Source organism: Sphingopyxis sp. BE235, from assembly GCF_031457175.1.
Classification (GTDB): Bacteria; Pseudomonadota; Alphaproteobacteria; order Sphingomonadales; family Sphingomonadaceae; genus Sphingopyxis.
Genome location: NZ_JAVDWC010000001.1, coordinates 621,242 through 642,405 on the forward strand (window position 1 = coordinate 621,242; position 21,164 = coordinate 642,405).

At 66.6% G+C, this 21,164-nt stretch carries 18 protein-coding genes and 1 tRNA gene; 7 read left to right on the forward strand and 12 right to left on the reverse strand.

Features of this window, described 5'->3' with window-relative positions:
- Nucleotides 1-21: 21 nt before the first annotated feature.
- Nucleotides 22-600: a thermonuclease family protein gene (locus tag J2X38_RS02950; protein ID WP_310251166.1), complete on the reverse strand. Its 579-nt coding sequence runs from the start codon at nucleotides 598-600 to the stop codon at nucleotides 22-24.
- A 263-nt stretch (nucleotides 601-863) separates the two neighbouring features.
- Here J2X38_RS02950 and J2X38_RS02955 point away from each other — a divergent pair, with 263 nt between their 5' ends.
- From J2X38_RS02955 to J2X38_RS02980, 6 genes are all read left to right on the forward strand, one after another.
- Entirely contained in the window at nucleotides 864-1,874 is a 1,011-nt protein-coding gene (locus J2X38_RS02955) for a MarR family transcriptional regulator (protein WP_310251169.1), read from the forward strand.
- A gap of 49 nt (nucleotides 1,875-1,923) precedes the next feature.
- Nucleotides 1,924-2,436, forward strand: a complete 513-nt coding sequence (locus J2X38_RS02960; protein WP_310251171.1) for a hypothetical protein — start codon at nucleotides 1,924-1,926, stop codon at nucleotides 2,434-2,436.
- Nucleotides 2,437-2,510: 74 nt separating this feature from the next.
- Nucleotides 2,511-3,482 (forward strand): magnesium and cobalt transport protein CorA, encoded by a 972-nt coding sequence (locus J2X38_RS02965; protein WP_058539139.1) that lies wholly within the window; start codon nucleotides 2,511-2,513, stop codon nucleotides 3,480-3,482.
- Nucleotides 3,483-3,551: 69 nt separating this feature from the next.
- Nucleotides 3,552-3,627, forward strand: a tRNA-Val gene (locus J2X38_RS02970).
- A 63-nt stretch (nucleotides 3,628-3,690) separates the two neighbouring features.
- The gene (locus J2X38_RS02975; protein WP_310251174.1) at nucleotides 3,691-4,182 is read left to right on the forward strand and encodes a GFA family protein; all 492 of its coding nucleotides are present in this window, start codon (nucleotides 3,691-3,693) and stop codon (nucleotides 4,180-4,182) included.
- Nucleotides 4,183-4,232: 50 nt separating this feature from the next.
- Nucleotides 4,233-5,690 carry an amidohydrolase family protein gene (locus J2X38_RS02980; RefSeq protein ID WP_310251177.1) on the forward strand — a complete coding sequence of 486 codons (1,458 nt, stop codon included), beginning with the start codon at nucleotides 4,233-4,235 and terminating at the stop codon, nucleotides 5,688-5,690.
- Here J2X38_RS02980 and J2X38_RS02985 read toward each other — a convergent pair.
- The 4 genes from J2X38_RS02985 to J2X38_RS03000 all read right to left on the reverse strand — a co-directional run bounded on the left by J2X38_RS02985 (nucleotide 5,687) and on the right by J2X38_RS03000 (nucleotide 10,011).
- Entirely contained in the window at nucleotides 5,687-5,962 is a 276-nt protein-coding gene (locus tag J2X38_RS02985) for a hypothetical protein (protein WP_310251180.1), read from the reverse strand. The two genes, J2X38_RS02980 and J2X38_RS02985, sit on opposite strands and share 4 nt — an antisense overlap.
- Before the next feature lie 73 nt (nucleotides 5,963-6,035).
- Nucleotides 6,036-8,708, reverse strand: coding sequence for an aconitate hydratase AcnA (gene acnA / locus J2X38_RS02990; RefSeq protein WP_310251183.1), 2,673 nt, complete (start codon nucleotides 8,706-8,708; stop codon nucleotides 6,036-6,038).
- A gap of 146 nt (nucleotides 8,709-8,854) precedes the next feature.
- Nucleotides 8,855-9,475, reverse strand: a complete 621-nt coding sequence (locus J2X38_RS02995; RefSeq protein WP_310251185.1) for an OmpA family protein — start codon at nucleotides 9,473-9,475, stop codon at nucleotides 8,855-8,857.
- The gene (locus tag J2X38_RS03000; RefSeq protein ID WP_310251188.1) at nucleotides 9,472-10,011 is read right to left on the reverse strand and encodes a hypothetical protein; all 540 of its coding nucleotides are present in this window, start codon (nucleotides 10,009-10,011) and stop codon (nucleotides 9,472-9,474) included. The genes J2X38_RS02995 and J2X38_RS03000 overlap by 4 nt, the downstream gene beginning before the upstream one ends.
- A 153-nt stretch (nucleotides 10,012-10,164) precedes the next feature.
- On the opposite strand from J2X38_RS03000, the gene J2X38_RS03005 reads away from it, so the two are divergent.
- Nucleotides 10,165-10,641 carry a RidA family protein gene (locus J2X38_RS03005; protein WP_310251191.1) on the forward strand — a complete coding sequence of 159 codons (477 nt, stop codon included), beginning with the start codon at nucleotides 10,165-10,167 and terminating at the stop codon, nucleotides 10,639-10,641.
- A 9-nt stretch (nucleotides 10,642-10,650) separates the two neighbouring features.
- Here the strand turns inward: J2X38_RS03005 and J2X38_RS03010 are convergent, their stop codons facing one another.
- From J2X38_RS03010 to J2X38_RS03040, 7 genes are all read right to left on the reverse strand, one after another.
- On the reverse strand, nucleotides 10,651-11,832 hold the full coding sequence (locus J2X38_RS03010) for a GGDEF domain-containing protein (protein ID WP_310251194.1): 1,182 nt from the start codon (nucleotides 11,830-11,832) through the stop codon (nucleotides 10,651-10,653).
- Nucleotides 11,833-11,932: 100 nt separating this feature from the next.
- Nucleotides 11,933-12,937, reverse strand: coding sequence for a LacI family DNA-binding transcriptional regulator (locus tag J2X38_RS03015; protein WP_310251196.1), 1,005 nt, complete (start codon nucleotides 12,935-12,937; stop codon nucleotides 11,933-11,935).
- Between the two features lie 103 nt (nucleotides 12,938-13,040).
- On the reverse strand, nucleotides 13,041-14,033 hold the full coding sequence (locus J2X38_RS03020; RefSeq protein ID WP_310251199.1) for a DUF2891 domain-containing protein: 993 nt from the start codon (nucleotides 14,031-14,033) through the stop codon (nucleotides 13,041-13,043).
- 111 nt (nucleotides 14,034-14,144) lie between these two features.
- Complete coding sequence (locus J2X38_RS03025; protein WP_310251201.1) at nucleotides 14,145-15,083, reverse strand: DUF979 domain-containing protein; 939 nt, start codon at nucleotides 15,081-15,083, stop codon at nucleotides 14,145-14,147.
- Nucleotides 15,080-15,748: a DUF969 domain-containing protein gene (locus J2X38_RS03030; protein ID WP_310251204.1), complete on the reverse strand. Its 669-nt coding sequence runs from the start codon at nucleotides 15,746-15,748 to the stop codon at nucleotides 15,080-15,082. Before J2X38_RS03030 ends, J2X38_RS03025 begins: the two co-directional genes overlap by 4 nt.
- Nucleotides 15,749-15,805: 57 nt before the next feature.
- Nucleotides 15,806-19,423, reverse strand: coding sequence for a hydantoinase B/oxoprolinase family protein (locus J2X38_RS03035; RefSeq protein WP_310251206.1), 3,618 nt, complete (start codon nucleotides 19,421-19,423; stop codon nucleotides 15,806-15,808).
- Nucleotides 19,407-21,020, reverse strand: coding sequence for a CHASE domain-containing protein (locus tag J2X38_RS03040; RefSeq protein WP_310251209.1), 1,614 nt, complete (start codon nucleotides 21,018-21,020; stop codon nucleotides 19,407-19,409). The genes J2X38_RS03035 and J2X38_RS03040 overlap by 17 nt, the downstream gene beginning before the upstream one ends.
- Between the last annotated feature and the right edge of the window lie 144 nt (nucleotides 21,021-21,164).

Below are 21,164 nucleotides of genomic sequence, written 5' to 3' on the forward strand. Positions count from 1 at the left end.
GCGAGGCATAGCGGGCCATTTCTAGGCGTCGGGCGGGGTCAGTGCGGTGGTGGAGCGCTCGTGCGTCGCGCGCCAGTTTTCGGGACGGACAAAGTCGCCCTGCCAGATGCCCCGCCGTTTCGCCTGCGCCTCGGCTTCTTCGACCATATAGGCGTCGCTGGTTGCCACCGCCCATCCGAGCCGCGTCATTTCGGCGCCGAGATCGATGCCGTCGGGGAAGGCGGCGGTGCGGCACGCGGCGAGCGTGCGATCGTAACGATCCTTTGCCGCGACCTCGCAATGGAGCGGCCCGCGGCCCGCGAGTTTTTCGAGCGCGGTGCGTGCGTCGCGCCCGCAGGGCCAGCGCGTTGCGCCGCGCGCGCAATCCTGCCGATATTCGACCGCGTCGATGCCGGTCAGGCGGATCGTCAGCGGCGCGTCGTCCTGCCGCACCGTCAGGCTGTCGCCGTCGATCACCTGGACGAGCGGCACGGTCAGCGCGGGTGTCGGCAACCACACCCATGCGACGAACGCGAGCCCGGCGAGCAGCAGCAGCGCGAGCAGCGACCGGAAGCGCCGCCGCCAGCGCAGCCGCGCGAGCGAGGAGGGGGCTGAAACCATCGGATCCCGCCTGACTCGATGGGGACGGCTTGGCAAGGGTGAATTAAGGATTGACGATAGGAACAAACCATATCCAAAATGGACCTATTCTCCAACGGCCCACGCGCACCGACTCATACCAATATCAAGCTTGGGTCCGGATTGGCGGCAAACGGGAGCGAACAAAAGGTGAATGTCGCCGAAATGACGGCATGCTTACGCCAGGATGGAGCGATGGGGGGACAGGTAGCATGATGGGCCAAGAGATGCAGAGGCTGGATTCATTGGCAATCGCGCCAGGCGGTTTTGGTGCAGGACAGGCCGGGCCGCCCGAGACGATCGGCGGATCAATCCCCGACAGTATTGCGTCGCCGCTTTTGTTCGTGGGGTCAGCGGCCGATTGGCCCGACGCGGCTTCGCTCGCCGAAGTGCGCCTCGTCAGAACGCTCCCTCCATTGCGGGCGGCGGACTATATCCGGAAAACGGCGACACTGGACATTATCTGGCTCGCCGCCGCGGAGACGATCGAAGGCGAAACGCTGGGCGACATATGCGCGGCGGCGGCCGAGCGGGGCTGCAACCTCATATGCGAAACCACGCTGGTCGCGCTTGATCGGGCCGCGGCGGCTATTCCGGCGGCGCTCGACGTTCAGTTCCTGGTTGACGCCGATCCGACCGACCGGCTCGTTGCCCTGGCGGCAGCAAGGCGGACGCGGCACGGCGTACTCCATGACATAGCACGCAATGATCAGATGGAGCGGATCGACCGGCTGCAGGAAGAAGTCGCGCGCATCTCGCGCCTGCTCGGCGACCTTGCCGGCCAGAGGGGCGGTCTTCCCGGTACGCCCATGGGCTTTGCATCGCGGGCTGAGGATCTGGCCGACTATGCAGGACAGGTCCGCGCACCGGCGCGCGACTTTACCGCGATGCCGCGCAGCTTCGTTCCCGAAGAGCGCACGCTCGACCGGCAGCGCGCCAAGGCGGTGCGGCGGATGCTGCGCCAGCGGCGGATGCGCGAGCAATATTTCCCCGCCGACCTGTTCGCCGATCCGGCATGGGACATGTTGCTCGATCTCTATGCCGCGTGGCTCGAGCGCCAGCCGGTGTCGGTGTCGAGCCTGTGCATCGCCGCCGCGGTCCCCGCGACGACGGCGCTGCGCTGGATCAAGACGATGACCGATGCGGGCCTGTTCCTGCGCGAAGACGACCCGCACGATGGCCGCCGCATCTTCATCGCGCTCGCCGAAGGTGCCTCAGACGCGCTCGGCCGTTATTTCGAGGCGCTCGAGGAATAGGCGAAGAATGGGCATGGCCCGCGCCGATCGGCCCGGCTAACTTCCGGCCATGAAAGACGCCGTCGAAGTGGTCGTGAACGACCGGATGCAGCAGGGGTATCGCTACAGGCGCACGGCCCCGATGGGCAAAGCGTTCGATCCCGGTTTCGAACCCGAACTCACGCCCGCCGAGATGCTGGAACTCGGGGTGTTCTGCGGCAAATATATGACCGACTGCACCGCCGAATTCCCGGCCAGTTGGTTCAGGAAGGCGAAGCTTTCACCCGAACGGGCGGACTGTTCGCTCAACTATTTCGGCATCCGCGCGAGTGTTCCGCTGCATATCTGGGTCCAGAAAGGGTGGATCCACCCCGACGACCCGCGCGGCTGGTTCCAATGGTATTGCCGCTATTATTCGGGGCGGCGGATGCCGGGCGAGGACCATCGCCAGATCGCGCGGTGGCGCGCGTTCCGGCGCCACGCCGCGCAAGTGCGCAAGCATTGCGAACCGGGCGATCCGTTTTGCCGGCCGAAACAGCGGCAGGCGCTGCTGCAATGGGCGTACGACAGCCGGTATATCTAGCTCCGAAACCGGGCCATTTCCCTTCATCGCGGGGCGCACTATGTAAGCGCCCACTTCAATGGAGTTTTCTGCCGATGCCGATTATGGCCGCCCGCGTTTATCATGACGGCAAGCTTGTCCGCGACATCGGCCCCGACGAAGCGATTCCCGAAGATTGCGACAATGGCGATTTCTTCTGGCTTGGCCTTTACGAGCCGACGCCGGGCGAACTCGAAGGCATCGCGAAACGCTTTGGCCTCCATCCGCTCGCGGTCGAGGATGCGCTGAAGGCGAACCAGCTGCCGAAAGTCGAGGCCTATGGCGACCAGCTGTTCGTGGTGACCCGCACCGCCAACCTCGACGCCGATATGATCCATCCGGGCGAAACCGCCTTTTTCCTCGGCCCTCATTTCTTCGTCAGCGTCCGTCACGGGTCGGCGCGCACGCACACCGACATCCGCGCACGGCTCGAAACCTTGCCCGGCAAGCTGGCCCACGGTCCCGACTATGTCCTCTATGCGGTGCTCGATTTCATCGTCGATGGCTATTTCCCCGTTATCGACGCAATCGAGGACCGGATGCTGACGGTCGAGGAAAGCGTGATGGACACGCCGCTCGACGCCGCCGAAATCCGGCATCTCTATTCGCAGCGGCACGAGATCATCCGCTTTCAGCGCCTCGTCGGGATGATGAAGGAAGTCGCCGGCCGGCTCGCGACCGACGATGATCTTCCCAATGTCGATCCCGCGGTGCGTCCTTTCTTTCGCGACATCTGGGACCATGTGCAGCGCGCCGAGTTCCGCCTGACCGGACTGCGCGATATTGCTGCGTCGGTGATCGAAACCAATGGCATGCTCGAACAGCAGCGCCAGGGCGTCATCACGCGCCAGCTCGCCGCCTGGGCGGCGATCCTGGCCGTGCCGACCGCGATTGCCGGCATCTATGGCATGAATTTCGAACATATGCCCGAACTCGGCTGGACCTTTGGTTATCCGATGGTCGTCGGCACGATCGCGGTGATCTGCGCGCTCCTCTTCTGGCGGTTCAAACGCATCGGCTGGCTCTGACTCGCGCGTCTTGCTTGCCAGCGGTGGCGGCTTGTGGCAGGGCGCACGTCCCGCTGATGGCGACATCAGGGGCGCTTAGCTCAGTTGGTAGAGCATCTCGTTTACACCGAGAGGGTCGGCGGTTCGAGCCCGTCAGCGCCCACCACGAACCTTCCTTGTCATCGCGCGTTGCGCCTTTACCGCCGATGATGGCGTGAAAGGAAATCCGATGCCGTGCGAACTCAAAGGCTCGTGCCGGTGCGGCGCGATACGCTTTTCGATGCAGAGCCACACGCCCGTGCCGTACGAGCTTTGCTATTGCTCGATTTGCCGGAAACAGCAGGGTGGCGGGGGCTATGCGATCAACCTCGGTGCGGACGCGCGGTCGCTGAAGGTCGAGGGCGAGGAGAATCTGGGCCTCTATCGCGCGCGGATCGAAGATGACGAGCATGGCCGGTGCGAGGTTTCGAGCGGCGAACGACGGTTCTGCCGCTTATGCGGGTCGGCGCTGTGGCTCTATGACCCGACTTGGCCCGACCTCATCCATCCCTTTGCGAGCGCGATCGATTCGCCGGTGCCGCCGTCGCGCGTCCATCTGATGCTCAAATATAAGGCGGATTGGGTCGAACCCGGCATCGGGCCCGACGATGCGGCGTTCGATCTCTATCCCGAAAAATCGATCGAGGAATGGCATAGGGACGCGGGCGTCTGGGTCGCTTGATCTCGCCGCCGATGGGGTTAAGGGACGCCTATTCGAAAAAGGTCGCTGCCATGAAATATCTGCTTTCCGCTCTTGTCCCCGCTCTGCTCGCTTTTGCTCCGCCGGCGTTCGCCGCGCCGAAACAGGGCGATGTCGTCATCCGCCATGTGACGATCGTCGATGTCGAGGCGGCGAAGACGATCGCTGGGCAGGCGGTGGTGCTGAAGGGCGGCGATATCGTCGCGGTCGGCGCCGATGCGGTCATCGCAAAGGACTGGCACGCGGCGCGGACGATCGAGGGCAAGGGAGGCTATCTGATCCCCGGCCTGTGGGACATGCACGTCCATTTCGGTGGCGGGCCCGAGCTGATCGAAGAGAATAAGGCTTTGCTGCCGCTCTATGTCGCGAACGGCATCACGACGATCCGCGACTGTTCGGGAGATCTGCCCGAGCAGGTGCTCGCCTGGCGCGGCGAGATTGCGGCGGGCAGCCTGTTCGGGCCGCGGCTGCTGACGTCGGGGGCAAAGATCGAGGGGATCGCGCCGGTCTGGAAAGGGACGATCGAGGTCGGCAGCACCGCCGATGTCGATGCCGCGCTCGATCGGCTGAAAAACCGCGACAAGGTCGATTTCGTCAAGATTACCGACAGCACGCTGAAACCCGAGCTGTTTCTCTATGCGTTGACCAAGGCCAAGGCGCTTGGGCTGCGCACGTCGGGGCATATCCCGATGGCGCTGACGGTCGATCAGGCGGTCGACGCCGGGATCAGCTCGATCGAGCATCTCGACTATGCCTATAACGCCGGGGCGAAGGATGAGGCCGCGATCGCCGCCGATTTCGCCGCGAAGCGCATCGACCGCGCCGAAGCGAACCGCCGGCTCGATGCCGGTTTCGACCGCGACACCGCGATGGCCGCCTACCGCCGCTTCGCCGCGAAGGGCGTGTTCGTCACCCCGACCCTGAACGGCAGCCGCATCATCGCCTATCTCGACCGCGACGATCATTCGAAGGATGCGGGCCTCGCCTATATCGGGCCCAAGCTGCGCAAGACCTATGACTGGCGGATCGAGCGCGCGGCGAAGGCCGACGCCGCGGCCATCGCCGCGCGCCACAAGCAGATCGAGGATGTCGCGACGATCCTGCCGATGCTCGCCGAAGCCGGGGTGCCGATCATCGCGGGGACCGACGCGGGTTTCCTCAATAGCTATAATTATCCGGGCTTTGGGCTGCACGACGAGATCGAGCTGTTCCAGCAGAAGGGGCTGACCCCGGCGCAGGCGCTCGCCTCGGCGACGCGCGCTGGCCCGGCATGGTTCGGGCAGCTCGATCGTTACGGCGCGATCAAGCCCGGCATGGCCGCCGATCTGGTGTTGCTGACGAAGAATCCGCTCGAGGATATCGCCGCGACGCGCGCCATCGACACGGTGGTGATGCGCGGGACGGTTCAGGATCGTGCGGCGCTCGACAAGATGCTTGTCGACGCGCGCGCGAAAGTTGCGGCGTGGAATGCCGGGGCGGCCAAGCCCTAAGGGACGATGGCGCGTGCCGCTTGCCGGGCGCGCCAGACGCTCAAAAGGGTGAATAATCCCATCGCGGCCCAAACGACGTTGAGGACCGCCGACGGGATCGCGCCATTATAACCCGAATTGACGATGAAGCCGCCGGCGCCGACGACATTCATCCACTGATAGAGATAGCTGCGTCCGTCGAGCCTGCCGAGCGACAGCAGGATATAGGCGGCGAGGATGATTGCGGCGGCCGCCCAGCCGATAATCTCGATGACGATGACTTCGGCGTTCATGCGCTTCCTCTCCAAATGAAAACGCCCGCCCCGGTGAGGAGGCGGGCGTTTTTAGCATCAGCTGTCTGCGGCGTCAGGCGGCAAGCTTGCGCAGCACATAATGCAGAATGCCGCCGTTCATATAATATTCGACCTCGTTCGCGGTATCGATGCGGCAGAGCGTGTCGAAGCTGAACGTCGAACCGTCGGCGCGGGTGACATTCACCGTGACCGTCTGGCGCGGCTTGAGGTCGGCGACGCCGGTGATGGTGAAGGTGTCGTCGCCGGTCAGGCCGAGCGTCTCGCGCGTGTCGCCGTCCTGGAACTGCAGCGGCAGCACGCCCATGCCGACGAGGTTCGAGCGGTGGATGCGCTCGAAGCTCTCGACGATAACGGTGCGGACGCCGAGCAGGTTCGTGCCCTTTGCCGCCCAGTCGCGCGACGAGCCGGTGCCATATTCCTTGCCGGCGATGACCACCAGCGGCGTGCCGTCGGCCTTGTGGCGCATCGCGGCGTCGTAGATCGGCATGACCTCAGCGCCATAGCGCGACATGCCGCCCTCGATGCCGGGGACCATTTCATTCTTGATGCGGATGTTGGCGAAGGTGCCGCGCATCATGACGTCGTGGTGGCCGCGGCGGGCGCCGTAGCTGTTGAAGTCGGCCTTGCTGACCTGATGTTCCATCAGCCACTTGCCGGCCGGCGAGTCGGCCTTGATCGAGCCCGCGGGCGAGATGTGGTCGGTGGTGATCGAGTCGCCGAGGATCGCGAGCGGCTTGGCGTCGATGATGTCTTTCACCGGTGCCGGGGTCATCGTCATGCCCTCGAAATAGGGCGGGTTGGCGACATAGGTCGAGCCGGCGCGCCACTGATAGGTGTCGCTGCCTTCGACCTCGATCTTCTGCCAATGCTCGTCGCCCTTGTAGACATGCGCGTAGCGCGCGACGAACATGTCGCGGTCGACCGCGCCCGCCACCGCATCGGCGACTTCGAGATTGGTCGGCCAGATGTCGGCGAGGAAGACGTCCTTGCCCTGCTGGTCCTGCCCGATCGGGGTGGTGGTGAAGTCCTCGATCACCGTGCCCTTCAGCGCGTACGCCACCACGAGCGGCGGCGAGGCGAGGAAGTTCGCGCGCACGTCGGGCGACACGCGGCCTTCGAAGTTGCGGTTGCCCGAGATCACCGCCGCGGCGACGAGGCCATTCTCGTTGATCGCCTTCGAAATCGGTTCGGCGAGCGGGCCCGAGTTGCCGATGCACGTCGTGCAGCCGTAACCGACGAGGTTGAAGCCGATATTGTCGAGATGCTTCTGCAGCCCGGCCTTTTCGAGATAGTCGGTGACAACCTGCGATCCCGGGGCGAGCGATGTCTTGACCCACGGCTTGGGCTTCAGCCCGAGTGCGTCGGCCTTTTTCGCGACCAGACCCGCGGCGACGAGGACGCCGGGGTTCGAGGTGTTGGTGCAGCTGGTGATCGCAGCGATGGTCACGTCGCCGTCGCCGATGTCGAAATCCTCGCCCTCTACGGCCACGCGCGTCTGCGCCTTTTTATAGGTGTTGACCATGTCGGCGTTGAACACATCGTCGACGTCGGGGAGCGAGACGCGGTCCTGCGGGCGCTTCGGTCCGGCGAGCGACGGCACGACGGTACCGAGGTCGAGTTCGAGCGTGTCGGTGAAAATCGGGTCGGCGGCGCCCTCGACGATCCACAGCCCCTGCGCCTTGGCATAGGCTTCGACCAGCGCGATATTTTCGTCGCTGCGGCCGGTCAGGCGCATATAATCGAGCGTCTTGTCGTCGACGCCGAAGAAGCCGCACGTCGCGCCATATTCGGGCGCCATATTCGCGAGCGTCGCACGATCCGCGAGGCTCAGCGAGGCGAGTCCGGGGCCGAAATATTCGACGAAGCGGCCGACGACGCCCTTGGCGCGCAGCATCTGCGTCGCGGTGAGCACGAGGTCGGTCGCGGTGACGCCTTCCTTCAGCTTGCCGGTGAATTTGAAGCCGACGACTTCGGGGATGAGCATCGACACGGGCTGGCCGAGCATCGCGGCCTCGGCCTCGATCCCGCCGACGCCCCAGCCGAGCACGCCGAGGCCGTTGATCATCGTCGTGTGGCTGTCGGTGCCGACGCAGGTGTCGGGATAGGCGACGGTTTCACCCGATGCATCCTCGCTCGACCACACCGCCTGCGCGATATGCTCGAGGTTGACCTGGTGGCAGATGCCGGTGCCCGGGGGCACCGCCTTGAAGTTCGACAGCGACTTCGATCCCCATTTCAGGAAGTCGTAGCGTTCGCCGTTGCGATAATATTCGATTTCGACATTCTGCTCGAACGCCTTCGGATGGCCGAATTCGTCGACCATCACCGAGTGGTCAATGACGAGATGGACGGGGACGAGCGGGTTGATCTTCGTCGTGTCGCCGCCGAGCGTCGCGATCGCATCGCGCATCGCGGCGAGGTCGACGACGCACGGAACGCCGGTGAAATCCTGCAGCAGCACGCGCGCCGGGCGATACTGGATCTCGCGGTTCGAATGCGGGTCCTTCTGCCAGTCGACCAGCGCCTGCACATCATCCTTCGACACGGTGAAGCCGCCATCCTCGAAACGCAGCAGATTTTCGAGCAGCACCTTCATGCTGAACGGCAGCCGCGACACGTCGCCGAGCTTTGCCGCGGCCTTGTCGAGCGAATAATAAGCGTAATTCTTGCCGCCGACGCTCAGCGTCGAGCGGGTTCCAAGCGTGTCGTTGCCCGTGGTCGTCATAGGATTGCAGTCCCCATGTTGGCGCGGCGGGGAATGACTGTCCGATGGCGAAGCGGGAGAGCGGGGCCAACGGGAGTCGCACGCGCGGGTTTATGTTGGCGCCGCCTTACGCCGAGGGTGGGGAAATGCAAGGGGGTGGGCGGCGGCTATTGCGGCAGGACCACCTCGACGCGGCGATTCCGTGCGCGGCCGGCGGCGTCATCCTTTCCGTCGGCGGTTTGATTTGCCGCGATCGGGTCGGTTTCGCCCTTGCCCGACACGCGGAACGCGCGTTGGCGCACGCCGACCTGGCCCGCGAACCAGTCTGCAACAGTGCGGGCCCGCTTTTCGGACAGGCGCAGGTTATAGGCGTCGTCGCCCTTGGCGTCGCTATGGCCGATCACTTCGATGGCGCCCGGCGGCGCCTTGCGGATCAGTTCGGCCGCCTTTTGTAACTCGGCTTCCGCACCGGGGGTCAGATCGGCCTTGTCGAATTCGAACAGCGCATCGGCGGGCAGGTCGACGATCGTGGCGGTGTCGGTGACGCGAATGTTCAGCCCGCTCACGTCGCCTTTCAGGTCGCTGACCGTTCCTGTCATCGCGCTTCCCGCCGTCGCGTTTCCTGGCCTGCCAGCGGCGGCGGGCGGTGTGTCGGCGGCGGCTGCGCCGGGGCCGGAGGTCACCCCGGCCCCCGTGGCGGCATCGCCGGCAGGGGCATCTTCACCCCCGCCCGGTGAACAGGCGGCGAGCAGCGCGGCGCCGATCGACAGCGAGGCAAGACGCATCATCGCGTGACCGGTATCCCGTCGAACGGGCCGACTTTCGGGAGGTTGATCGACACGGTCTTGCTGGTCACGGGCGGCGCGGGGAATTTGGCCCAGATCACGCCGGGCTTGATCTCGCATTCGGTGTTCAGGCTGTTTCCGCCGACGTTCGACGCCATCCACTCGCCGGCATTGTCCTTGAGCACGCCCAGCCGTTGCGACGTGGCATCGTCGATCACGCTGATCTTTTGCACGTCGAAGGATTCGCTGTTGATCTTCTCGTCGCTCGAGCAGCGCAGCGTCACGGTCAATATGTCGCCGGTGACTGCAACTTTCATCAGGTCGACCTGCGATCCGTCAGGTCCCGGCTGGCTCTGGATTGCAACCTGCGCGGGCATGCGTGCGACGGGGGCTTCGTCCTGCGGCGCGGTGACCGCTTCGCGCGTGACGCCCGACTCGGGCGCGGCCGCCGTGTCCGGGGTCGACGGCGCCTCGCTGACGTCGCAGCCCGCGAGCGCGATTCCGGTCACAGCAAGGAAAGTAACATGCAGAATATTCACCGATAAATCTCCGTCCCTATTTGGATAGGGGACCTACGTTTTACCAAGGCGAGGGTTCCCGGCGAGTGATACGTGCCCGGCGTTAGGGGCTAGCCATCGCGGCTGCCCGCTGTCAGGCTCGGGTGCCACGGGCTGGAAATGGGGGTGCGGTGCATGCGAAGGATGATGATGGCGGCGATGGCGGCGATGGCGGCGATGGCGGCGGGGCTGGTCGCCGCGCCAGCAGCGGCGCGCGAGACGGACAAGGTGCTCATGTCCGAGCACCCCCAGGGACGCGCATTTCAGGAAGCGGTGGGCTATGCCGATGCGGTGATCGCGGGCGATACCATTTATCTGTCGGGCGTGGTCGCGGGAATGGCAAAGGGCGAGACCGACCTCGCGGCCGGATATGATCGCGCCTTCAAGGGGATCGCCGCGACGCTGGCGCGCGCGGGGGCGAGCTGGGACGATGTCGTCGATATCACGACCTTTCACATCGACCTCGCCGCGCACATCGACGGCTTTGCGGCGGTGAAGAACAAATATGTGAAGGCTCCCTTTCCGGCGTGGACCGCGATCGGCGTGTCGCGGCTGTACGAGCCGACCGCGGTGGTCGAGATCAAGGTGGTGGCGGTGAAGCCCCGGAAATAGCCCGGCGGCTCAGCTTCCGCCCGCGGCGAGGCGCACCGGCTTGGGGGTGAAGGTGCGGACGCGGTTGCGGCCCGTGCGTTTGGCTTCGTAGAGCGCCTGGTCGGCCTCCTGCATCAAGGCCGAGAGCGTCGTGCCGGGGGCGCCGATCGCGAGGCCGATGCTGGTCGTCGGGCAGAGCTGTTCCGGGATGCGGTCGGCGCACGCGGCCTGCAGCCCGACGCGGACCGCCTCGGCGAGCTGGCGCGCCGTCTCGATGCTCGCGCCGGGGACGAGCAGCGCGAATTCCTCGCCGCCGATCCGCCCCGCGATCATGCCGGCGGGGCCGATGGCGCGGACATGCGCCCCGAACGCGGCGATGATCGCGTCGCCGACCGCGTGGCCGTGGTTGTCGTTGACCCGCTTGAAATGGTCGAGGTCGGCGATCATCAGCGCGACGGAGGTGTGCTCGTCGATGCCGCGGCGGAGCGCCGCGCCCGCCTGCGCCTCGAACCCGCGGCGGTTGAGCAGGCCCGAGAGATTATCGTCGTCGGCCTCGCGGCGGAGCTCGGCGATCTGGTCGATTGCGACCGCGACCATCAGGCTGATCGCCGCGACGATCGACACCATCGCCTGGCTGAACTGGACGGTGGTCCAGTAAACCGACTGCTGGAAGCCGACATAATTGTCGAAGCCGCCGACGAGCGAGAGCAGCACGATCGGGCGGACGATGAGATTGAGCGCCGAGATCGCCGCGACCCAGAACAGCACGCGGTCGATGAGATAGGGCTTTTCGATCGGCCAGAGCGACTTGACGATCATCGCGGCGATGAGGCCCGCGCCGGTGCTGATCGACAGGATGCGCGCGGCGATGCTTGGCTGGACGAGCAGGAACCAGGTGAAGACGGAGATCGAGATCGCGGTCGTTACCGCCATTGCGCGCCAGGGGATCGGCAGGCCGTAGCGCTTGATGATCGCCGCGGCGAAAAGCACACCGGTGGCGAGAAAGCCGAGATTGGCGGGCAGACGCTGCAATTCCATCGGCAGCACCGGGCCGACGTCCTGGATCAGGAAGGCGCTCGCCGACGCGGTATAGGCGCCCGCCGCATAGGCGACATAGCGTTCGCGGCGGTTCAGCCAGAGCAGGAAAAAGGCAGTGGCGAACAGCAGGCCGATGCCCGGATTGAGCAGCGAGATGAAAAATTGTCCGTTCACACTACCGCTTTCTGCCCCCGCCCCTTGGGTAGCAGTTGATGGATAACGAGTTGTTACTTTTCGGGGAGTTAAGTCACGGTAACGCCCCAGAGCGGGACACTCAGGCGGTCCCGCGCACCACGAGATGGACGGGGATGCGGGTGCCGCTGCGCGTGCGTTCGTCATCCTCGAGCGCCATCGCGACGAGCGCTTCGCCCGCGGCATCGAGGTCGGGTTCGAGCGTGGTGAGCGCCGGGTCGGCGAGGGTGCCGGCGCGGATGCCGTCGAAGCCGATCAGCGCGACATCCTCGGGTACGCGGCGCCCCGCATCCTTCAGGCCCTGCAAGACGCCGAGCGCGAGCATGTCCGAGGCCGCGAAGATCGCGTCGGTGTCGGGGTGTGCCTCGAGTAGCGCCTGCACCGCGGCGACGCCCTGCGCGTGGCGGTCGGCGGCGGCGGGCGGCTCGGCGACGATCGCGGTCAGGCCGTACGCCGCGAGCGCGGCCGAAAAGCCGTCGCGGCGCTCGTCGAACTGGCGCTGCGGCGACTGCTGCGGCCCGACGAAGGCAATACGGCGGCGGCCGGTCTTGATGAAATGTTCGGCCGCGAGCTGTCCGCCGATGTCGTTTTCGCTGCGCATCCAGTGGAACGGGCTGCCGGGGCTGCCCCAGCAGACGAAGTCGAGCCCCGACGCCTGCGCCTGCGCGAAATAGTCCCACGCCGGGCGGTTGCTGGTCGTGCCAATGACGATCATCGCGTCGGCGAGGCCGGAGGCGACGAAATCGGCGCGGAAATTGTCGGGATTTTCCTGGAACGAGACGAGCAGGTTGAACCCGCGTGCCGAGGTCGCAGCGGCGATGCTTCCGAGCAGCGCGAAATAAAAGGGGTTGATCGCGCTGCGGTCCTCGCCGGGGCGGCAGATGGTGACGAGCGCGATCGTCTCGCTGCTCTTGAGGCGCAGTGACGAGGCGTGGCGGTCGACGACATAGCCGAGTTCGCGCGCCGCGGCGGAGACGCGCGCGCGCGTTTCGGCGTTGACGCCGGGGCTGTTGCGGAGCGCACGCGAAACGGTCGATTGCGACACGCCGGCGCGCTCGGCAACGTCGAACGATGTGGGACGCAGCATCTTTCCGTTCACCTTGGCCTTCTCTCCCCCTTGCGCCGTCTCTCGCCGCGAGGGCGGGGCTTGTCAATCGGCGAGGCCGCCCGTCTCTTTCCGGAACGACGGTCTAAAGGCCGTCGAGCGCGAGGAGCGCGAAGCTGGCGAGCCAATGTTCGCCCATATAGTCGCCGGTGACGTGCGGGAGTGCGGCGGCGAGATGACGCTGCGCTGCGGCTTCGGCAACGGGCGCGACGGGGTGGGCCGGGCCGAGCGCGGCGGCGATGGCGCGCCAGCTCCACGCACGGCTGAGATTGAGCCCGTCGAGATGCGCGATCTTACCGTCGCTGCGGTCGGAGACGGTGGCGGGGGTGAAGAGCGTTGCGGGCTGCTGCTGTGCGGCGCGGGGGAGGAAGGCGTCGAACCAGCCGGAGAAATCGTCATCGAGGACGACGGTCATCAAATGCGCTTCGGTGAGCGCCGAGGAGAGGAATTCGTCGCCGCCGGGTTCCCACGCCTGACAGTCGCGGTCGCCGGCGAACCAGTCGCGGGCGCGGGTATCGATTAGGCTGACAAGCGCGGGATCGCGGGTTTCGGCCCAGTGGCGCGTGAGGAGGAGTGCGAAGGCGATGTTGAAATGGGTGCCGACGCGCAGCGGATAGGTGAGCTTGGGCAGGAAGGCGTGGAAGCGTGCGGCGAAGGCGGTGGCGAGCGGTTCGAGCGCCGCCGCCCACGGCGCGTCGTGGCGTGTCGCCTCGGCGTGGAGCGCGAGGAGCCAAGCCCAGCCATAGGGGCGCTCGAAGCCCGCCGACATCGGGCGGCCCAGGAAGGCAAGCTCGCCCGCGACCTTTTCAGGGACGAGCATCGCATCGGCGCGGGCGCGGATGTTGGCGGCGACGGGCAGGTCGGGGAAGCGGCGCGCTAGGCGGAGGATCTGCCACCAGCCGTGGACGCAGCTGTGCCAGTCGAAACTGCCGTGGAAGATCGGATGATGCTCGCGCGGGGGCTTTGCGTCCTCGGGGCCGTTCAGGACGAGGTCCATCTTGTACGGATATTCGCGGCCGAGGTGCGAGAGGGTCGCGGCGGCGAAGCGGGTGGCGTGTTCGGGGGTGAGGTGGGTCATTCCCCTCGTTATCCGTTCGTGTCGAGCGAAGTCGAGACACCCGTCGTCAATGCGTGACCGAGGGGCATCTCGACTTCGCTCGATGCGAGCGGGATTGGGAGGCCCACTTGGTCAGAATGCAAACAGCCAGATGAAGACGATGTTCACCGCGAGCAGGGGCAGCGCGGTGCCGATCTGCGCCTTGATCACCCCATAGGGATTTTTGAGTTCGAGCAAGGCCGCAGGCACCAGATTGAAGTTCGCCGCCATCGGGGTCATCAGCGTGCCGCAGAAGCCCGCGAGCATACCGATCGCCGCGACGACCGCGGGGTCGCCTTCATATTGCATGATGAGCAAGGGCATACCGATCGCGGCGAGCATCACGGGAAAGGCCGCGAAGGCATTGCCCATCACCATGGTAAAAAAGGCCATGCCGAGGCCGTAGGCGAGCACCGCGCCGAACAGGCTGCCATGCGGGATCGCGGCGCCGATGAGGTCGCCGACGACCTCGCCGACGCCCGCGAGCGCGAAGACCGCGCCGAGGCTGGCGAGCATCTGCGGCAGGATCGCCGCCCAGCCGACCGCGTCGAGCAGGCGGCGGCCTTGCTGGAGCGGGAGGAGTGGCGACGGCTTCAAACGCGCCATGCCGACGGCAAGCGCGATCAGGACGCCGAGCGCTAGCGAGATGAGCGTCGCCTGCTTGGGGTCGGCGAGGCCGGGGAGCCATTTGAACAGAAAGGTGCCCGCGAGCGCGACCGCCGGGATGATCAGCGCGACGAGGAGCAGGAAGGGGCCATGGCGTGCGGCGCGTTCGGCCTGAATTTCGGCGGGGACGTCGCCGCCGGGCGCACGGCCGATCTGGCCGGCGCCGGCGATCGCGACGAGCGCGAGAACAAGCAGGCCGTTGCCGAAGTCGCCGAGCCGGTCGCCCGCCAGCATCGAGACCGCAAGCAGGCCCCAGAAGGCCGCGTTGCCGAAGCGTTTCGGATTGCTGCGATCCCGAAGCCCGAGGAAGGGGAAGGCGGCGAAGGTCAGCCCTGCGAGCACATAAACGAAGCCGAGCGTGATCATGCGCCCGCCTCCTTCATCATTCGCTTTTCGAGGCGACGGAGGCGCAGGCCGTGGATCAGGAAGGCGGCGATTGCGGTCGGGATCGCCCAGAGCGAAAAGTGCAACGGCTCGATGATATAGCCATAGCCTTCGAGCACGCCCTTCATCAGCAGGATCGAGCCGATCGCGAGGAAGATGTCCTCGCCGAAGAAGAGGCCGACATTGTCGGTCGCGGCGGAGAAGGCTTTCACTTCCTCGCGCTGGTCGTCGGTGAGCGCGTCGTTCTTCGCTTCGGCGGCGGCCTCGGCCATCGGGGCGACGAGCGGGCGGACGGTCTGCGGATGCCCCGCGACCGAGGTGAGGCCGACCGCGGCCATCGCCTGGCGGAGCAGCAGATAGGAGGTGAGGAGGCGGCCGAGCGTCGCACCCTTCATCCGGCCGATCAGCGTGCGGGCGTGTTGTTGCAGCCCATAGGCTTCGAGCAGGCCGATGACGGGGAGCACGATCCAGACGATCGAGACATAACGCGTGTCGTTGAACGCCTTCCCGAAGGCGGCGATGATCGCGGCGATGTCGAGCCCCGCGGCGAGGCCGGTCGCGAGCGCCGAGGCCATGATCACGAGCAGCGGATTGAAGCGGAGCAGGAAGCCCGCGATGATGATCAGGATGCCGATCAGCACGAGCATGATTGGTGTCCCTTCATCCCGTCATCCCCGCGTGGGGTAGACCGCGCTGTCGTCAAATTATCTCTCCCCTGATTTCCCGTAACCGCCGCCGCCGGGCGTTTCGATCACGAAGGCGTCGCCTGCGGCGAGGTCTGCGCTACCCGTCGCGGCCAGCATCTCGATCCGGCCGTCGGCGCGTTCGACCCAGTTGCGTCCCGGCGCGGCGTCTTCGCCGCCCGCGAGACCCTTTGGCGCGATGTGGCGGCGGTTCGCGAGGATGTTCGCGGCCATCGGCTCGCGGAAGCGGATGCGGCGGGTGGCGCCGTCGCCGCCGCGCCATTGGCCCGCACCGCCCGAACCTTTGCGGATCGAGAATTCCTCGACGATCACGGGGAAGCGCGTTTCCATGACTTCGGGGTCGGTCATGCGGCTGTTGGTCATATGCGTCTGGATGACGCTGGTGCCGTCGAAGCCGGGACCCGCGCCCGAGCCGCCGGCGATCGTTTCGTAATATTGGTGCGTCTCGTTCCCCAAGGTGAAATTGTTCATCGTCCCCTGCGCGGGGGCCATCGCGCCGAAGGCGGCGAACAGCGCGTCGGTGATGACCTGGCTCGTCTCGACATTGCCCGCGACGACCGCGGCGGGATAGGCCGGAGACAGCATCGAATTTTCGGGAACGATCAGCGTGACGGGAGCGAGGCAGCCCTCGTTCATCGGGATCGGATCGTCGAGCATCGTGCGGAGGACATAGAGGACCGCAGCGCGGACGACGGGCATCGGCGCGTTGAAATTGTCGGGGAGCGTCGCGGAGGACCCGGTAAAGTCGATCGTGACGTGGCGCGCCGCGCGGTCGACTTTGACGGCGACGGCAACCTCGGCGCCATTGTCCATCGCGTAGCGGAATGCGCCGTCGTCGAGGCGCGCGATAAGCTGGCGTACGGCTGCTTCTGCTTGGGCTTGGCCGTGCGTCATGTAGGCGGCGACGGTCGCAGTGCCGTGCGCGGCCGAGAGGTCGGCGAGCGCGCTGGCACCGCGCTGGCAGGCGGCGACCTGCGCCTTCAAATCGGCGATGTTGAGCGCGGGATTGCGCGCCGGCCAGTCGCTGTCGACGAGATGCGCGGCGACCGCGGCGTCGCGGAAATGGCCGTCGTCGACGATCAGCATATTGTCGAAGAGAATGCCTTCGTCCTCGATGCTGCGGCTGTTGGGGGGCATGGAACCGGGGGCGATGCCGCCGAGGTCGGCGTGGTGGCCGCGCGCGGCGACGAAGAAGCTGGGGGTGTCGCTGTCGACGAATACCGGCATGATGACGGTGATGTCGGGAAGGTGGGTGCCGCCATCGTAAGGCGCGTTGAGCGCGTAGGCGTCGCCGCGCCGGATGCCGCGGCCGTCGCGGGTACGCTGGCGCAGGATCGTGCGGACGCTTTCGCCCATTGAGCCCAAGTGTACGGGCATGTGCGGGGCGTTGGCGACCAGCCGGCCCTCGCCGTCGAAGATCGCGCACGAGAAGTCGAGCCGCTCGCGGATGTTGATCGACGAGGCGCTGTGCTGAAGCGCGCCGCCCATTTCCTCGGCGATCGCCATGAACAGGCTGTTGAAGATTTCGAGGCGGATCGGGTCGGGAGTGGTCAGGTCGTCGCTCGCGACGATTTGTGTTCCGGCCGCGCGCGTGTGGGCGAGGAGCAATGTGCCCTCGCTTTGGACCTCGGCGCGCCAGCCGGGCTCGACGATCGTCGTCGAAAGCGCGTCGATAATGATCGCGGGGCCGGCGATGGCGCGGCCGGGGGCGAGGGCGCTGCGCTGGTGAAGCGGGACCCGATGCTCGGCGCCCGCGAGCCATGCAGTGACGATTTCGGGTTCGGGTTCGGTGGTCGGCGCGGGCAAGGACAGTGCTGCGGGAGCATCGCCCGCCTCGGTCAGTTCGACGCGGATGCGGTCGACGACGAGATTGTCGTGCGGGGCGTAGCCGAAGCGCTGGCGGAAGGCGGCGGCGAAGGATCTGGCGACCTCAGCGGGTGCGGCGAGCGGGAGTTCGATCGCGTTGTCGCTGTCGGCGAGGCGAACGAAAATCAAGGTTTCGCGCGTCGTCGCTGCATCGGGGGCGAGATCGGTGCGGGCTTGATCTGACAGCTCGGTTTCGGTCGCGGCGAGGGCAGCGCTGCAATGCGCGTCGAGTTTGAGCGCCAGCGTGCGCTCGCGGATCGCCGATGGCTTGGCGAGGCCCATGCCAAAGGCCGAGAGTACGCCCGCGAGCGGATGGAGCAGGATTTCGTCGACGCCGAGCGCATCGGCGACGAGGCAGACATGCTGGCCCGCCGCGCCGCCAAAACCGACGAGGCTGTAGCCTTGCGTGACGTCGTGGCCGCGCGCGATGGTAATGCGCTTGATCGCGTTCGCCATTTGCTGGACCGCGATGGCGAGCAGACCTTCGGCGAGGGCTTCGGGGGTGATATTCCCGACTTCGGCGGCCATGGCGGCAAATTTTTCCACCACCACCGCACGGTCGAGCGGCTGGTCGCCGTTCGGGCCGAAGAGCTTGGGGAAATGGCCGGGCTGGATCTTGCCGAGCAGGACGTTGCAGTCGGTCACCGTCAGCGGACCGCCACGGCCATAGGCGGCGGGGCCGGGGTTCGCGCCCGCGCTTTCGGGGCCGACGAGTAGGCGCGCGCCGTCCCAGCGGCAAATCGACCCGCCGCCCGCCGCGACGGTATGGATGCGCAGCATCGGGGCGCGGATGCGCGTGCCCGCGACGATGGTTTCATTGTCGCGCTCGAGCCGGCCGGCATAATGGCTGACGTCGGTCGAGGTGCCGCCCATGTCGAAACCGATCAGGCGCGTCTTGCCCAAGGGCGCGGCGCTGCCGACCATGCCGACGATGCCGCCCGCGGGGCCCGAGAGGATCGCGTCGCGGCCGTGGAAGGCCGATGCGGATGCGAGGCCGCCCGAGCTTTTCATGAACTGCGGGTCGATGCCCCCATCGACGCCTTCGCCCAACTGCGCGACGAATTGCCGGACATAATGATGGAGCACGGGCGAGAGATAGGCGTCGGCGAGCGTCGTGTCGCCGCGGCCGATCAGCTTGATCAGCGCGCTGACGTCGTGGCTGGTCGAGATCTGGGTGAAGCCCGTTTCGCGCGCGATGGCGGCCAGGCGGGCTTCGTGCGCGGGGTGGCGGTAACCGTGCATCAGCACGATCGCGATGCTGGCGAGGCCCCGCTCGCGCGCGGCTTGCAGCGCGGCGCGGGCGGCGGCTTCGTCGAGCGGGGTCAGGATGTCGCCCTCGGGGCCGACGCGTTCGATGATTTCGGCGATCGCGGCATGGGGCGGCGGGATGCGGTCGAGCCGCCGCACGAAAAGCTCGGGGCGGTCCTGATAGCCGATGGTGAGGGCGTCGCCGAAGCCGCGCGTGATCGCGAGCAAGGTCGGTTCGCCCTTGCGTTCGAGGAGCGCGTTGGTCGCGACCGTACTTCCCATGCGGATCGCGAGCGGCGGGAGCGCGCCTGCGCCCGCGCCCGTCAGGTCGCGGATCGCATTGACCGCGGCGTCGCCGGGGCGCGCGGGGTCTTCGCTGAGATATTTGGTGGTGAAGACGGCGCCGTCGGCGCTGCGCGCGACGACATCGGTGAAGGTGCCGCCGCGGTCGATCCAGATTTGCCAGTAAGGGTCAGAACTTATGACGTCAGTTTGTCGGGACATTGTCCGGCCAGCGAATGACGATGGCGAGGCGGTTGTCAACCGCTGTGCGCTGCCAGCTGCCCTTGAGCTGGCGTTCGATCAGGGTGCGGATGAAGTGGGTGCCGAAGCTTTCGCAGTCGATGTGCGGGGTTTCGGGGAGGTTGCTTTCGACCCAGTCGAGCTGGATGTCGCCCCCGTCGCGGTGCCAGCTGACCGCGAGGCCGCCCGCGCCCGCGAGCGCGCCATATTTGATGCTGTTCGTGACGAATTCGTGGACCGCGAGCGACAGCGCCTGTGCGCCCTCGTCGTCAAGGCGGACGTCGGGGCCGGTGATCGCGGCGAGCTGTTCGGGCGAGCGGCCGGCGAGCTCGAGCTCGCGGTGGACGATCCGCCCCAGATCGACGCTGTCGACCGCGCCGGTGACGAGCATCTGCTTGGCGTCGGACAATGCGCGCATGCGGCCGTCGAACTTGACCTCGAAATCCTCGAGGCTGGTGGATTCGCGGAGCGTGATGCGCGCGAGCGCGCCGATGCGCGCGAAGGCGTTTTTCATGCGGTGCGCCATCTCGCCGATCATCAATTCGCGGTCTTCGGCGTGGCGCGCCGTTTGCACCGCGAGCGCCTGAAACGCGTCGCTGCGGCGGCGCTGGACGCGGTGAAGCTGGGTCGCAAGCAGCGCCAGCGCGACGCCGAACAGGAAGATACCGAGCGGGCGACCCAGCCGTTCGAGGAAGCGGCCGTAGGAGATGTGCATCGTCCATTGCCGGTCGGCGACGCGCAGCACCTGCTCCTGCGCGTCCCAGCCCATCTTGCCCTGGCGGAAAATGACCGGCGCCGAGGGACCGGCTCCGGCGCGGATTTCGAGGCCGTCGATTTTGCCCAGCTGCGGCCCGAGCACCGCCTTCATCATGTCGTTGATGCGGAAGGGGGCGTAGACGAACGCCTCGACCGGCCGGGTGCCGGGGGCTTTTGCCGCATTGTCCGTCACCCCCGACCCGCGGGTGTAGACTGGGAGATAAATGAGAAAGCCCTGCTGCTTGACCTTTGCCGCGCGCTCCTGCGCGAGATGGACAATGCCGCTCGCGGCCGGGCGCCCGGTCTGCCAGGCACGTCGCATCGCCGCGCGCCGCACGGGCTCGCTGTACATGTCGAAGCCCAGCGCGACATCGCGGCGCGGCGTATAGGGTTCGAGGAGGATGACGGGAAAGCCGACGGGCTGGTCGGTCTCGCCCCACACCTTGATATTCTCGCCGTAATTTTCGTGCAGCCGCGTCTCGATCGCGGCCGGCGTACCCGCGCGCATCGCGGCGGCGATGCCGATGCCCTCCATCCCGGGGGCATGGACCTGCGGCCGGAGCGCGCCGAGATAGGCGCGGATGCCGGGGCCGCTTGCGGCGGCGTCGGACTGGTAGAGCGCGCGGACGCCTTCGAGGATCGCGACATGATCGCGCAGCCGCATGTTGAACTGCGCCGCGACGCGTTCGGCCTGATCGGCTTCTTCGGCCTGATTATAGAGGAAACTGGCGCCGGCCGCGACGATGGTCGCAAGCAGGATGACCAGCCCGACGAAGCGGACCAGCAGCGCCAACAGCCGATCTGCCCAGGTTGAAGGGCGCATTATCTTGTCCTGCCTGATGGCTGCCGTAGCAGCGCCCCCCTCCGAGGCCAGATGTTTCACGCGAAAGGGCTGATAGCAAGTAAATTTCGTGCCGCTTCGGCCCCATCGCTGGCCGGTTGCAAGCGAAAACCCATTGCCTATGAT